The following is a 13,305-nucleotide window of genomic DNA, read 5'->3' on the forward strand; positions in this document are numbered from 1 at the left end:
ATGAACAACCGCTTCTTTGAAGCCTCATCTTTTTAGATCGATATCTTTTCTAAATTAATCAGCTAATTACCCATATAGTATTTAAGATCCCGTGTATGACAAACTTATGTTTTTCTTGGAAACACGAACCCTGTTTAAGAAAGTATTTTTATTTTGCATTAGACTTAACTCATAGTTTAATGAGGGACTACCATGGATAAGTCTTTATTACCGAATATATACGAATTCATCTCCAAAACATACCCTTTCTCGCAGTTAAGCGAACTTGAGAAAGATGCAACAGCAACCAAGATTCAGATCACCTATCATTCCCCAGGTGATGTACTAGAGGATGAAACTCTGGCTGGAGCTGGTCTGTTCATGGTAAGAGCTGGTGTTGTGGAAACTAGATATAAGAATGACGGCTCTCTTCGCGGCAGATTCAGTGTTGGAGACACATTCGGTTTCACTCAGATGGATAAGGAAGGCAAGAGTGACTACAAGGCTGTATTCCTAGAAAATACCCTTCTCTATCTGCTTCCAAGAACTGTTTTGCATTATCTGATTGAAAAGAACAAAGCCGTTGGAGATTATTTCGACTCCAAGGAATGGGTCCGTCTATCCTCGTCTCACAACTATGCAGACGAAATCTCTGAAGAGGAAAAACAATCCTCTACATTTAAATCAATTGATTCTGTCTGCAATCACGATCTTGCAATAGTCACCTCCAGAACCAGCATTGTGGATACAGCCATAAAACTTGGTGAACACAATACAGATATGGCTGTAGTAATAGACTATGATGAAATAAAAGGAGTAGTAACAAAATCAGATATCACCCTTAAGGCCGTTGCTAAGAGCATGGATATCAACTCCCCTATCAATGAAATCATGACAAGAAATCTCATGACCATCGATGCAAATCAGTCTGTATACGATGCTCTTGAAATGATGGTAATGTACGATATCAAAAACATTCCTGTCATGAAGAACAACAAGGTTATCGGTACTGTTTCAACAACCAGTCTTCTGCAGAATTCACAGCTGCAGACAGTTTATCTGTGTCAGGAACTGCAGACAGCAAAAGATGTTGAAAAGATTATTGCTCTGTCCAAGCAGAAGCAAGAAATCTTTGAGACGCTGGTAACCACCAACGTAAAGCCACACACCATTCAGAAGGTTATGAGCCATATTGCAGATAACTTTGCTCAGGCCTTTGTCAGAATTGCAGAAGAAAAGTTAGGTAGAGCACCTGTTGATTACGCGTTCGTGGCTGCAGGTTCTCAGGCCCGTTCAGAAGTTCAGTTCCTGTCCGATCAGGACAACTGCATCATTACCAAGACCGAACTTAATGAAGAACAGCGTGAATACTTCGTTAAGCTTGCAAAATTTGTAACCGAGAATCTGGATAAGTGCGGGTATCCTTTATGTGACGGTAATTTCATGGCCTCAAATCCTCGCTGGGTGGCAAGTCTTGATACCTGGAAATCCTATTACACAAAATGGATTTCTGATACCGATCAGGATGCGATTCTCTCAAGTTCAGTATTTCTGGATATGAGATGCCTTTACGGTCACACTCTTTTAGTTAAACAGCTGCGTATGCATCTGATTGAAACAGCAAAAAACAATAGCCGCTTTATGGCAACGCTTATGAATATCTCTGCAGCAGTATCCCCTCCAGTTGGAACATTCAGGCAGTTTGTGCTGACAAAGGATGGAGATAACAAGCCTTACCTTAACATCAAGAAACAGGCTATCAACCTGATTATTGAGATGGCCAGACTCTACGGTATCTGTGCACAGTCAGACACTACTGATACCTACGAGAGACTTAAAGCTGCTGTTAAAGCTGAACTGTTGAAAGAAGAAGAGTACAAAGAGCTTTCTGAGGCCTATACTTTCCTCAACAGCGTAAGATTCAACCATCAGCTCAAAGCCATGAAGAACGGAGAGAAACTCTCAAACAATATCGTTCCAAATGATCTGAGCCAATTTGAAAGAAATCACTTAAGAGATGCATTCCAGATTATTGCCAAGCATCAGAAGGGTGCTCTGTTCAGATTCTCTGGTGGACGTGGAGTTCTATAATGGAAATCTTAAAGCTATTTGACAGGATTGAGAAACACCGTAAACAGTGCAGGAAATTTCTGTCTTCATCCAGATGCACAGATGAAATAAGGCCTTTTTATGAAAGGGAGCTTCCTGCTTCAGATAGCTTTATTGATGAATGCAAATTCACCTCCATCGATTTTGAAACCACAGGAGTTGATCCAAAAGACAATTACATCCTCTCAATAGGAGGAATTGGTCTGGTAAAAAACTCCATCGACTTTAACACCTCTTTCCACTATTTTGTAAACAATTCAAAATACATAAAGAAAGACTCTGCAATTATCAATCAGATCACTCCAGAACAGCTGATTGACGGAAAAGATCCGCTTGTGGCCGTAATTGAACTGTTAGATAAAATCTCTGGCGGTATCGTTCTTGTTCACTGCAAATACATTGAAATGAATTTCATTAAAAAGACTTTAGGGCTTGAGGAAAAAGATCCTCTGCCTTTTATTGTCTTTGACACAATGTCAATTGAAAGAAATCTAAGACGAAGCGAACCTAATCCGGATGTAAGACTGGTATCTATCCGCGAAAAACGAGGATTTCCCGCCTACGAAGCCCATAATGCACTGGTTGACTCCCTTGCAACAGCTGAAGTGTTCTTAGCTCAGCTTAAAGATCTGTTTGGAAATAAACGAGCTACCGTAGGACCTGTTGCAGAAAGATCATAATTCTAGGCAAGTTCAGAAATAACAAGCCTGTTTTTTTATGAAGATTGTAAAATTGCGCCCAGTTATGCGCTTTTTTTTTGCTTAAATATTTGTACTAGTATACTAGAATATTTTTAAAAATATATAAAAGGTTTCAGCATACATGTATAAAATTAAATTACTTTAAAAAGATTTCAATATACTAGTATTTTTTGTAAATTACATATAATTATACTAATATAGTAGTATAGATTTATTCTTTAGAAGAGTTGCAAAATGATTAAACGAAATTCTTATTTAAAGAAAATTATTCCCTTTATAGATACAGACCTCGTCAAAGTTCTTACCGGACTTCGCCGTTCTGGTAAATCGGTAATGATGGAGTTGATTAAAGAGGAATTACTTAAAAGAGGTGTGGAAGCTGAGCAGATCCTCTCAGTCAATTTCGAAGATATTAACTATATAGAATTAAGAGAGCATTTTAAACTTAATGACTGGGTAAAAGAAAAATCTATAAATATAAAAGGTAAGATTTATCTTTTTCTCGATGAAATTCAGGAAGTAGCTAACTGGGAGCAGATTATCAATTCATTACGAATTTCAATGAACATTGATATCTATATTACAGGCTCGAATGCAAAACTGCTATCTAGTGAGATGGCGACATATCTTGCAGGAAGATACGTTCAGTTTAATATCTATCCTTTCTCTTATCATGAGTATCTTCTTGCACGAGAGACTTCTGACAGTACAAAAGAATTCCAGCAGTATATATTGCTGGGAGGAATGCCTTTTCTTGTAAATCTGTCCTATATGAAAGAGCCGTCCAGACAATATCTTCAGGATGTATATAACTCTGTACTTTTAAAGGATATCATTCAAAGAAACAGTATCAGAGATACTGATTTATTGGAAAGAATTCTTATGTTTGCTTTTAGCAACATTGGAAATCCATTTAGTGCAGCAAGTATCGCCAAGTTTCTAAAAAGCGAGAATCGTAAACAGTCCAACGATACAATCCTTAATCACCTTAAAGCATGTACGTCCGCATTCATTATTAATAAAATCCCAAGAATGGATCTTCAAGGAAAAAAATTACTGACTATAAATGAAAAATACTATGTTGCAGATCATGGTCTCAGAGAAGCTCTATTAGGTAATAAGCAAGGAGATGTCGGGCAGCTCCTTGAAAATATCGTCTGTATTGAGCTTTTACGTCGCGGTTATAAAGTTTCAGTTGGGAAAATAGGTAATCTTGAAATAGATTTCGTTGCAGAAAAAAACGAAATAAAAATGTATATTCAGGTAGCATACCTTCTTGCAGATGAAAAAACTGTAGAAAGAGAATTTGGAGTCTATAGCAAAATTAGAGACAACTATCCAAAATATGTACTTTCTCTTGATGATTATGATTTCAGTCGAAACGGTATTATTCACGAGAATATCAGGAATTTTCTTTTACGTGAAGACTGGTAACTATCGAGCTCGTCTTTTTAATTAAATAACAAGACAAGATAATGAAAAGGATTTGAGAATTGCGCCTTTTCAGGCGCAATATACTTTGAGGAATTATTTTAGAATTGCAGGTAGGTTCTGAACGTCACAAACCTGAAGAAGAGCTCTTAGAACCTTAGGATTACCCGATACAACGTTTCCGCTCTTAACATAGTTAGGCTCGCCCATAAAGTCGGTAACAATGCCACCTGCTTCACGCAGAATCAGATCACCTGCCGAGAAATCCCATGCCTTTAATCCCTGCTCTAGGTAACCGTCAAAACGACCACAGGCTACGTAGCACAGATCTAAGCTAGCTGCACCCATACGGCGTACATCAGCACAGTTTGAAATTAAACGGGAGAATAGTTCAAGATAAGCGTGCATTCTGTCACGGTATCTTGTTGGGAATGCGGTACCTATAATAGCACCATCTAAAGAATCACGTGAACCAACACGGATTCTGCGGCCATTTAAAAATGCTCCACTTCCACGAGCTGCAGTGAACATCTCGTTTAACATTGGATCAAATACAACACCAATTTCAGTCTTGCCATTGTGTCTTAAGGCAATTGATACTGCGCAGTGACCGATACCCTGAACGAAGTTTGTGGTACCGTCGATTGGATCAATAATCCACTGGTATTCTGAATCAGGGTTACCCTGAACACCACCTTCTTCAGCAATAATGCCATGGTCTCGGAAAGCCTTTAATAAAGTGTCAACAATTACTTTTTCACACTGTTTATCAATGCTTGTAACCAAATCATCTTTATTCTTTGTTGCAACTTCAAAAGTATCTTGCTGGCCAATATTGCGTGCAATTAAATTTCCAGCAGCACGTGCAGCACGAACTGCAATGTTAAGCATTGGATGCATTTTTAAATTCCATTTTTGAAAAAGCGATACACCGAACTGAGGATTTTTCCCACATTGGTGCTAAAAAATTTTGACTAATTATAATATAATTTTTAAAAAATTTGAATTTATTAAAAAAAATTACATTACATTCTGTTTCTTAACTCTTTTTTGTTTAATAAAACAGCTTAATAAGCATTTTTCGGTGTTTAGATTTTTTTTTGGTTACAGCAGAGAACTAAAACAAACACTGCGTTAGTTTTGTGTCTGAGTTTTGTTATAGGCTGTGTGACCTCACACAAAGTACCGGATGATCCGGACAGAACAGAACTTTTAAAACCGGCAATAGTAGAAACAGAGAAAAAATAACACAGAGGATAACAAAGGTATCGCCTACTACCTTATATGTAGGAACAGGTGCGGTATTTTATATCGGTCTTTGTGTTCTAAACGAAATTGTCAGCGGTCATTAAAGCAAGACAACATTGTCTTTTTGACCATTCATAGAAGTTGAGAGAAATTATGGCAGATAAAGATTTATATTCAAAGGTAAAGTCTGATTTAACAGAGGCTGGCATTAATGACGGTCATTTTCAGTGGTATGCCCTGATGCTCGGAGCAATGGCCAAAGGAATTACTCCAGGCAACAGAGTATTCAACTCCATCTTTTCAAATCTTTTGAACGACGGAGAACCTCTACCAGGAGCAGTGGTAGCAGCCATGACTAATCTTGCTATGGATTCAGAATCAAAGCTTGAGAATGCAGATGAAGATCTTTTAGCAATGCCAGACTCATCTGTCGATAAGAAAACCAGACTTCAGGTTCTGGCAGATTTATCCTACGGCCTGACCCTCGGACTAAGCATCAATGCAACTGACGGAACAATGGAAAAAATTAAGGATAAAGATCTGCTGGCAGATCTTGCAACCATCTCTGAGGTTTCTAGAGTTGATACTGACGCAGAGCTTGATGAAGAGGATCTGAAAAACGTGCTTGAGTTTATGCTGGATGTTCTGACAAAAACTTATCAGAAAAATCAGTAAGTTACTCTGCTGAAACACTCTATAACCAAACAGGAGTGTTTCAGCAATATGCTCCTGTATTACTAATTCTTATCCTCAAGTCCTGGCATCAGAATCAGAGCCTGTTTCAGATCAGCAATCTCATCACGCAGAGCAGCAGCTTCCTCAAACTTAAGCTCTCTTGCAAGTTCAACCATCTTGTCGGTTAGAACCTTGATTCTTGAGGTGATTTCCTTGGCAGTCATTCTGTGAACAGAATTCTTCTTCTCCCATTCCTTTCTGGACATTGGTCTCTTTCTATCTTCCTCAGGGACCTTGAAGGAGCTGGTATCACTGATCGCAACTTCCATTATATCCAGAATCTTCTTTTCAATCTGTTTAGGAACAATGCCGTGGTCTTTATTGTATTTTTCCTGAATTTCACGTCGCCTCTGGGTTACATCTATGGTTTCCTGCATAGAAGGAGTAATCTTGTCGGCATAGAAGATTGCTTTACCGTTAATATTTCTGGCGGCACGTCCGACGGTCTGAATCAGAGATCTTGTAGAACGAAGGAAACCTTCCTTATCAGCATCTAGAATTGCGACCAGAGAAACTTCAGGCATATCCAGACCTTCACGCAACAGGTTAATACCAACCAGAGCATCAAATTCACCAAGTCTTAAATCGCGAATTATTTCCATGCGCTCTACAGTATCAATATCAGAGTGTAGATACCTTACACGTATATCATGTTCAGAAAGATAACCGGTCAGCTCCTCTGCCATCTTCTTAGTCAGAGTCGTAACCAGAACGCGCTCATTCTTTCTGGCACGTTCACGGATCTCACTCATGACATCATCAACCTGAGAGGCTACAGGTCTTACCTCAATAATCGGATCCGAGGATTCCTTAAGCTCCATTTCAGCAGGAGTTGCAGATACATAAAGAGTCTTTGGCTGGAGTTTTCTGAACTCGTCAAATTTAAGCGGTCTGTTGTCAAAGGCTGATGGAAGACGAAAGCCGAAATTCACAAGACTTTCCTTTCTCGAAAAATCACCTTTATACATAGCACCTATCTGAGGCACAGTTACATGAGACTCATCAATAATTAAAAGGCCATCTGCAGGAAGATAGTCAAACAGACATGGAGGAGGTTCGCCTTCCTTTCTTCCCGTCAGATATCTTGAGTAATTCTCAATACCTGAGCAGTATCCAAGTTCATTGATCATCTCAATATCATAAGTGGTTCTCTCACGGATTCTCTGCTCTTCAAGCAGCTTGCCGTTATCCAGGAAATACTGACATCTGTCCTTTAGTTCTTCCTTAATCTGCTCAACCGCATTATCAAGAATATTCTTTGGGGTGACGTAATGAGTCTTTGGGAAAATAGTAACTCGTGGCAGGACCTGCTTAATCTCTCCAGTAAGAGGATCAAAGGTTTTGATTGACTCAACCTCTTCATCAAAGAGTTCAATTCTTACTGCATAACCATCAGAATCTGATGGATAAATATCAATAACATCCCCTCTTACTCTGAAGGTTGAACGGGCAAAGCCAAGATCGTTTCTGGTGTACTGAAGATCTGATAATCGTCTTGTAATCTGCTCCTGAGAAATGAACTCTCCTCTTGAGACATGGAGCATCATTTTCAGGTAGGTTTCAGGCTCACCCAGACCATAGATTGCAGATACAGAGCAGACAACAATTACATCCTTGCGCTCCATAAGAGCCTTGGTGGCAGAAAGTCTCATCTGATCGATATGATCATTTACCTGTGCATCCTTTTCAATATAGGTATCAGAAGCCGCTACATAAGCCTCAGGCTGATAATAATCGTAATAAGAGACGAAATACTCCACCGCATTTTCTGGGAAGAACTCTTTCATCTCTCCGTAAAGCTGAGCCGCAAGAGTCTTGTTGTGAGATAGGATCATGGTAGGTCGGTTCAAAGAGGCAATAATATTTGCCATGGTAAAGGTTTTACCAGAACCTGTAACGCCTAATAGAGTCTGAAACTTATCTCCTCGCTCAAAGCCCTTACGAATCGCCTCTATCGCCTGAGGCTGGTCACCAGTAGGCTTAAACTCTGAATGTAGCTTGAAATCCATAAAACACAAACCGACAAGATTATTTGGAATGGCAGAACCGCCATCTGCGGATCAATACTTTCGTTTTATGCTAACACTAAAAGAAGCTTATTAGAATTGAAATTGATAATAAAATTTCTTGATAGATTCTTTCTAAGCCTGACGTCTGGATACATGATGATAGTTCTCATCATAGAACTTTCCGTTTCTTATGTCGTCAGTCATTCCGTCATAAGGAGTCTCATTTATAACATCATCATTATCAGCACCAGCATCGCCAATATAAGTGATTGTTGCAAACTCTGGAACAAGGTACTTAGGATATGTTTCGTATTTCTCTCTTGCTTCATACATTCTGTCCAGATGCTTATTCTGGTAGCAAACTGTAATCTCCGGATGTTCGCTAACCCATTTAGGGAAGAAAATAACTCCATTGATTTTACCCTGTGCTGGCATAAAGTCTAAAGCAACATCGGTTCCTGTTGGTTCAGTCCAGGTTATTTTAAAAATACCATCAGCAATCTTAAAAAGATTTATCTCCTGGTCAGTGACCCATCTTCCTTTTACCATGCCTCCGTGAATACGGTAGCAGCAGGTATGCTCATTCTTGCAGTACCATTCATATTCCCAGCCGTTATCGTATGTATAAATAAAGTGTTTACCAATAAAGTCCTTCAATTCCTTGATTTCATTTGCGTTGACTTTTCCTTGCATAATAAACCTCTCCATTTCATGTAAATATTTATATGTAATTATTAACATGTTTATTTTTGATAAATTATATATTATATTTTTCTCAAGTCAATTGCTCTGATCAAAGGATCTTTTTATGGCACAAAAAAATCTGTTACCTCTGATTCTGCTCGGTCTGCTTAGAGATACAAAAAAAACCGGTTATGAATTAAAAAAAGATTTTGAAACAGAAATTGGTGAATTCTGGTCAGTTCAGCATTCCCAGATTTACCTTGAACTTAAACGCTTAACAGAGTTAAAAGAGATTTCTTCTACAAAAGGATTTTTTGGCTCAAAAATAGAGAAAAGCTATTATGAAATCACTCCGTTAGGAGAAGAACGTTTTGAAAAATGGGAAAAGAGTTTTCAGAATGAACTTGCTGTAAATAAAGACGAATTCGTCTTAAAGCTTTATTTTATAAAAGATAAAAAAGATGGAAGATTACAGCAGCTTCTAAAGAACCAGTACGGTCTTCATCTTGAGAAACTTGCCCACCTTAACCAAAGAATGAAAGAGGTTTTCTCTAAAATAGAGAAAGATCAGAATTACGGACATTATCTGATTCTAAATCACGCAATAAAAAGAGAAGAAGAATATACAAAATGGCTTTCTGATTCTTTAGAGAACATCAGACAATAATTCAATCTTTCTCAGAATTACAACAAAAGCAGAAGCAGAGCATCAGAAGATGAATTTCCTGCTGTCTGCTCACTATCCTCTCGCAAAAATCCATGTGCTATACCATATCATAATCACATTTTTTGACCATGTATAGTGTATTAAACAAAGACAAAATTTTTCTTAACAGCCCAATGTTATTTTCGTTTTTTTCTCAATATTCAAAGACTCAGTTGAGATAGTTGTATATAAATCAAACAATCGTCACAGTTTACTTGAGAAAAAAAAGTGTGACCGTTAATGCATAACTTTCAAAACGTAGTAGAAATGCATTTAAAGACAGCTAAAATGTCGCAAAATTTATTTCTTCAACGAGGTATGAATATGCCAAACGAATTAAATACAGCATCCCTTGCAAAATTCAGCAATATAAATCTTGGCAGTGATAATTCAATTGTTAACATTACAGACGATAAGAATATTACAAAGAAAAAAGAATTCTCAAGTTCCAACATTTTCAGATGGATGCGTTCATCATCAACTCAGGCAGCAAACAATGAAGCCAGAACCCAGTTTCTAAAATCATTAGGTGAAGCTTTTGATATTGATGGAATGAGAAAAGATGCCTATGGAAAGATTACCTTTTCAAAAGAGTTCATGAATAAACTCGAAGGATTATTAGGCCCATCATTTAAACGTGAAGATTTTGGAATTCCTGAAGAAGGCGGAACAGTAACATCTGGAAAGCCTCTAACCCAGCGCAGAATAAAAGCAATTGTCAACGAAACAATGAACTACGAGAATAAGTCATTCTCGGTTGGGGCATACAAAGAGAAACTAAATGTAATCTTTAAAAATCTTAATATTCCAGATACAACCGGGCTAAATGTTAAGCAGACAAGGGAGCTATTTAAAGATAACCCTTCACTAAAATTATTTACAGATATGAAGAAATGCCTCGATTATCTGGAAAATGATGCTGACAAAATGGTAAGACTTGATCCAGAGTATGAAAAAGCACTGAAAAATAACGATGAAAAAGTTCTTGCCGATTTTAAGGATAAAACACATCTTCAGTATCTTGATCCTAATAGCGGAAGCTATAAGCCTTTAACAAATCTTGAAGAGCTTGGCACCGACGTGATCTGGGAGCGACTAGGAGGAGAACTGATTCATACAAAGAGATGTGGAGTCAATTTAACTGAGACAAAGAGCGCCGACGGTGTAAAAAAATACATCGAAGCGACAATCAAATCATTTGTAAAGAACGGAATTGATGCTTATTTCGAATCATTGATGAATGACAAAATTGAGGATTTCAATAAGCATATTACTCAAAAGCCTGGTGCCTGCATGGAGGATAAAGGCAAAAACTTCTTCGAATATAGACAGGATAAGATTCAGGGCGGTGTAATCAGAAGTCTTGAGACAAAATACGAAACTATAATTCACCACAGTAACATGGAGACACTTAAACAGCGAATTGAAAATGAGCTGAATACTCTCTTCACGAAATATCCTGATAAGGATTTCCAATTCTATCAGGAGGAAATGAATAAATCCCTGCTTGGAATGGAAGCTCAGATGGGAACTCTTGTTAGAGGTAAAACCGGCAATCTTGAATTCGAACCTAAGGTTGTAAAGGGAATTATCGAGGTACGTAAGATTACTGAAGAAGATATCAAGAATATGCTTGAACCTCTCTATAAAGACATTGTCGGAATTGACTAATCTTGAGGATAACGGTCTTAATGACCGTTATCTAATTACAGTTATGAGAATTAAGCTCCATATTTGTGGAGCTTATTCTTTTTGTGTACTTCTTAAAGTCATTATCTGCTATGCCGCTATATTCTCACCTATATAAAGACAAAAGATAACGGCAGCATCTAGTAGAAAAAAATATCCCTCTTTCAGACTTTGAAATCAGCAGAACATTGAAGATTAGGATTATCTGCTGCGATTAAGCCTTAGCTCAACATCAGCTGTAATTTCAGGTTCAAACAGAAAATCTTCATCATCTGCATTCGAAAAATCGAAATCCGAAAGTTGGTCCAGAGAATCATAATCCAAAGCAATCCTCAGAGTGTTTTTCAAAAAACTGTCGGGACTTGCTTCGATTCTATTTTTTCGTAAAGAGAAGGAACTTAACTCTATATGAGAATTAACACTGATTTCGATTTTACCTAACTCATTTATTCTAATCGAATATTCATTATTTAGATTAGGCTCCTCATCAATCCCGGTATAACTGAAGAGAGGATGCTTATGTCCTTCATTAAAGGAAGAAATAAACATATCTGCTATTGATTTACCGTTTTCCAGTGACAGCATAGATGATACAATCAGAACCTTCTTTTTGTCTTTCTCACTAAGAGCATCAAAACTTGCAGTATCATTCTTCATTACCAGCTGGCTTAATTCATCCATGGCAGTATCGTAGTCAGACGAAAGTTTCTTTCCGCCGGGAAGAGTAACCGACAGCCCCTGACTCAGCTTCTGCTTGAATAAAGAATTCGTTTTTATTGAAGAAAAAATACTATCAGTAAGAGAACTCTTTACTTCCTGAGAGATGATCTCTTCAAAATTTGTTTTAGCTTTGAAAACGTTATTAGCAGCAAGCTCGTTTTGGTTTCTCTGCTGCTCCATTCTCTTGATAAATTCCTTTTTTATAGAGTCTGATGCATTTCCTTTAATTCTATTGTCAACAAATGAAGAGATTCGTTTTTTAATAAAATCAATACTCTGTTTATGAACATTATCAATAATAGAACGATATTCGCTGTTAAAGGAAACCTCTCCATCATAGTAAGGAATTTCAAGATCCGGCGTCATCCCCATCTGACGCTGCACAATTCCCTTGATTAGAGGAAAAACTTTCATATTTTCAGTCATAATTGAAGCGCCGGTTTTAGCTTCGTCCTTTGCTCCCTTAAAAAAAGTGTAATCAAGACAAGTCTTGGAACAGAAAGAATGAAGCTTAGCGTAATTAGAGGACGAAATTGCCCCGAAAAGATTTGCCCTCTGCTCAGAGGATAAACGGGATAAGATACAGGTAGCAATAAGGTCTTTTGATACAGCCAGTTCGTCGCCTCCTGTTCCTAGAGCTCCCAAACCAGATTGAGAATATATATCCTCCATCGCATTGGAAAAACAGCTTACTGCATTATAAAGCTCAAGCTGAGATGAGTCTGAATTTACGTTTAATATTGGAGTTAAGGATATTTCCTTGGAAAGTTCAATACATTTGCTAATACAATTTTCAGGGAAGGCTTGTCCGTTAAGCCCTTTTATATTTTCTATGATCTGTTTATACAGTTTAGGAGAAGAATTTTTTAGCTCCTTAACTTCATTCAGATTGGATTGTATTCCTTCAATCTTTGCCTTAACAGAATTAAGAGAACGAAGTTTATTATCCCCTCCTTTTAGGAGCTTCACGAAACCGTTCATAATTAGCTTATCAAGATCGTTGTCCTGATCAAGAAGAGAAATCAGGTAAGAGGATGTTTCTTTAAATAATACCTTTTCCTCGTCTTTAGGTTTTATTGCTCTGGTTATTTGCTCAAGATAAACCTCTTTAGGAACCTTTAGATCTGCAATTGTTTTATCGTTACGAACTCCTTTTCCATCATATAGGGCAGATTTCAGATATTTCGCATACATTGGTGTAATTTTTGGACTTTCCAAAGCTTCAGAGTTGGAAATAGAAACCAACTCATTTGTCAGCGCATCAAGAACAGTTCTCAGTGAATTTTTAAGTGCC

The 13,305-nt window shown here is 37.6% G+C and carries 10 protein-coding genes; 6 read left to right on the plus strand and 4 right to left on the minus strand.

Annotation, left to right across the window (positions count from 1 at the left end; genetic code table 11):
* The first annotated feature begins 192 nt into the window (after positions 1-192).
* The 3 genes from QZU45_RS10105 to QZU45_RS10115 all read left to right on the plus strand — a co-directional run bounded on the left by QZU45_RS10105 (position 193) and on the right by QZU45_RS10115 (position 4,223).
* Positions 193-2,070 carry a DUF294 nucleotidyltransferase-like domain-containing protein gene (locus tag QZU45_RS10105; RefSeq protein WP_295354936.1) on the plus strand — a complete coding sequence of 626 codons (1,878 nt, stop codon included), beginning with the start codon at positions 193-195 and terminating at the stop codon, positions 2,068-2,070.
* Positions 2,070-2,768 (plus strand): exonuclease domain-containing protein, encoded by a 699-nt coding sequence (locus QZU45_RS10110; protein ID WP_295354938.1) that lies wholly within the window; start codon positions 2,070-2,072, stop codon positions 2,766-2,768. The genes QZU45_RS10105 and QZU45_RS10110 overlap by 1 nt, the downstream gene beginning before the upstream one ends.
* 255 nt (positions 2,769-3,023) lie before the next feature.
* Positions 3,024-4,223, plus strand: coding sequence for an ATP-binding protein (locus tag QZU45_RS10115; protein WP_295354941.1), 1,200 nt, complete (start codon positions 3,024-3,026; stop codon positions 4,221-4,223).
* 93 nt (positions 4,224-4,316) lie between these two features.
* On the opposite strand, the gene QZU45_RS10120 is transcribed toward QZU45_RS10115, so the two are convergent.
* Positions 4,317-5,120 (minus strand): inositol monophosphatase family protein, encoded by an 804-nt coding sequence (locus QZU45_RS10120; RefSeq protein WP_074840577.1) that lies wholly within the window; start codon positions 5,118-5,120, stop codon positions 4,317-4,319.
* Between the two features lie 501 nt (positions 5,121-5,621).
* Between QZU45_RS10120 and QZU45_RS10125 the strand changes: the two genes are divergently transcribed.
* The gene (locus QZU45_RS10125; protein ID WP_295354945.1) at positions 5,622-6,143 is read left to right on the plus strand and encodes a hypothetical protein; all 522 of its coding nucleotides are present in this window, start codon (positions 5,622-5,624) and stop codon (positions 6,141-6,143) included.
* Between the two features lie 62 nt (positions 6,144-6,205).
* On the opposite strand, the gene uvrB is transcribed toward QZU45_RS10125, so the two are convergent.
* Together uvrB and QZU45_RS10135 are read right to left on the minus strand one after the other, a co-directional pair.
* Positions 6,206-8,212, minus strand: coding sequence for an excinuclease ABC subunit UvrB (gene uvrB / locus QZU45_RS10130; protein ID WP_295354948.1), 2,007 nt, complete (start codon positions 8,210-8,212; stop codon positions 6,206-6,208).
* 132 nt (positions 8,213-8,344) lie between these two features.
* Positions 8,345-8,905 carry a phenolic acid decarboxylase gene (locus QZU45_RS10135; RefSeq protein WP_295354951.1) on the minus strand — a complete coding sequence of 187 codons (561 nt, stop codon included), beginning with the start codon at positions 8,903-8,905 and terminating at the stop codon, positions 8,345-8,347.
* 115 nt (positions 8,906-9,020) lie between these two features.
* Between QZU45_RS10135 and QZU45_RS10140 the strand changes: the two genes are divergently transcribed.
* Both QZU45_RS10140 and QZU45_RS10145 read left to right on the plus strand, forming a co-directional pair.
* Positions 9,021-9,563 (plus strand): PadR family transcriptional regulator, encoded by a 543-nt coding sequence (locus QZU45_RS10140; protein ID WP_295354954.1) that lies wholly within the window; start codon positions 9,021-9,023, stop codon positions 9,561-9,563.
* A gap of 363 nt (positions 9,564-9,926) precedes the next feature.
* Positions 9,927-11,273 carry a hypothetical protein gene (locus QZU45_RS10145; RefSeq protein ID WP_295354957.1) on the plus strand — a complete coding sequence of 449 codons (1,347 nt, stop codon included), beginning with the start codon at positions 9,927-9,929 and terminating at the stop codon, positions 11,271-11,273.
* 219 nt (positions 11,274-11,492) lie between these two features.
* On the opposite strand, the gene QZU45_RS10150 is transcribed toward QZU45_RS10145, so the two are convergent.
* A partial coding sequence (locus tag QZU45_RS10150; RefSeq protein ID WP_295354960.1) for a hypothetical protein occupies positions 11,493-13,305 on the minus strand: 1,813 nt, incomplete at its 5' end.

Origin of the sequence: uncultured Succinivibrio sp. (genome assembly GCF_902756765.1) — a bacterium.
Classification (GTDB): Bacteria; Pseudomonadota; Gammaproteobacteria; order Enterobacterales; family Succinivibrionaceae; genus Succinivibrio.

Coding starts and splice junctions, on each gene's coding strand:
- QZU45_RS10105 (WP_295354936.1), top strand. CDS start 193: ATGGATAAGTCTTTATTACCGAATATATACGAATTCATCTCCAAAACA.
- QZU45_RS10110 (WP_295354938.1), top strand. CDS start 2,070: ATGGAAATCTTAAAGCTATTTGACAGGATTGAGAAACACCGTAAACAG.
- QZU45_RS10115 (WP_295354941.1), top strand. CDS start 3,024: ATGATTAAACGAAATTCTTATTTAAAGAAAATTATTCCCTTTATAGAT.
- QZU45_RS10120 (WP_074840577.1), bottom strand. CDS start 5,120: ATGCATCCAATGCTTAACATTGCAGTTCGTGCTGCACGTGCTGCTGGA.
- QZU45_RS10125 (WP_295354945.1), top strand. CDS start 5,622: ATGGCAGATAAAGATTTATATTCAAAGGTAAAGTCTGATTTAACAGAG.
- uvrB (WP_295354948.1), bottom strand. CDS start 8,212: ATGGATTTCAAGCTACATTCAGAGTTTAAGCCTACTGGTGACCAGCCT.
- QZU45_RS10135 (WP_295354951.1), bottom strand. CDS start 8,905: ATGCAAGGAAAAGTCAACGCAAATGAAATCAAGGAATTGAAGGACTTT.
- QZU45_RS10140 (WP_295354954.1), top strand. CDS start 9,021: ATGGCACAAAAAAATCTGTTACCTCTGATTCTGCTCGGTCTGCTTAGA.
- QZU45_RS10145 (WP_295354957.1), top strand. CDS start 9,927: ATGCCAAACGAATTAAATACAGCATCCCTTGCAAAATTCAGCAATATA.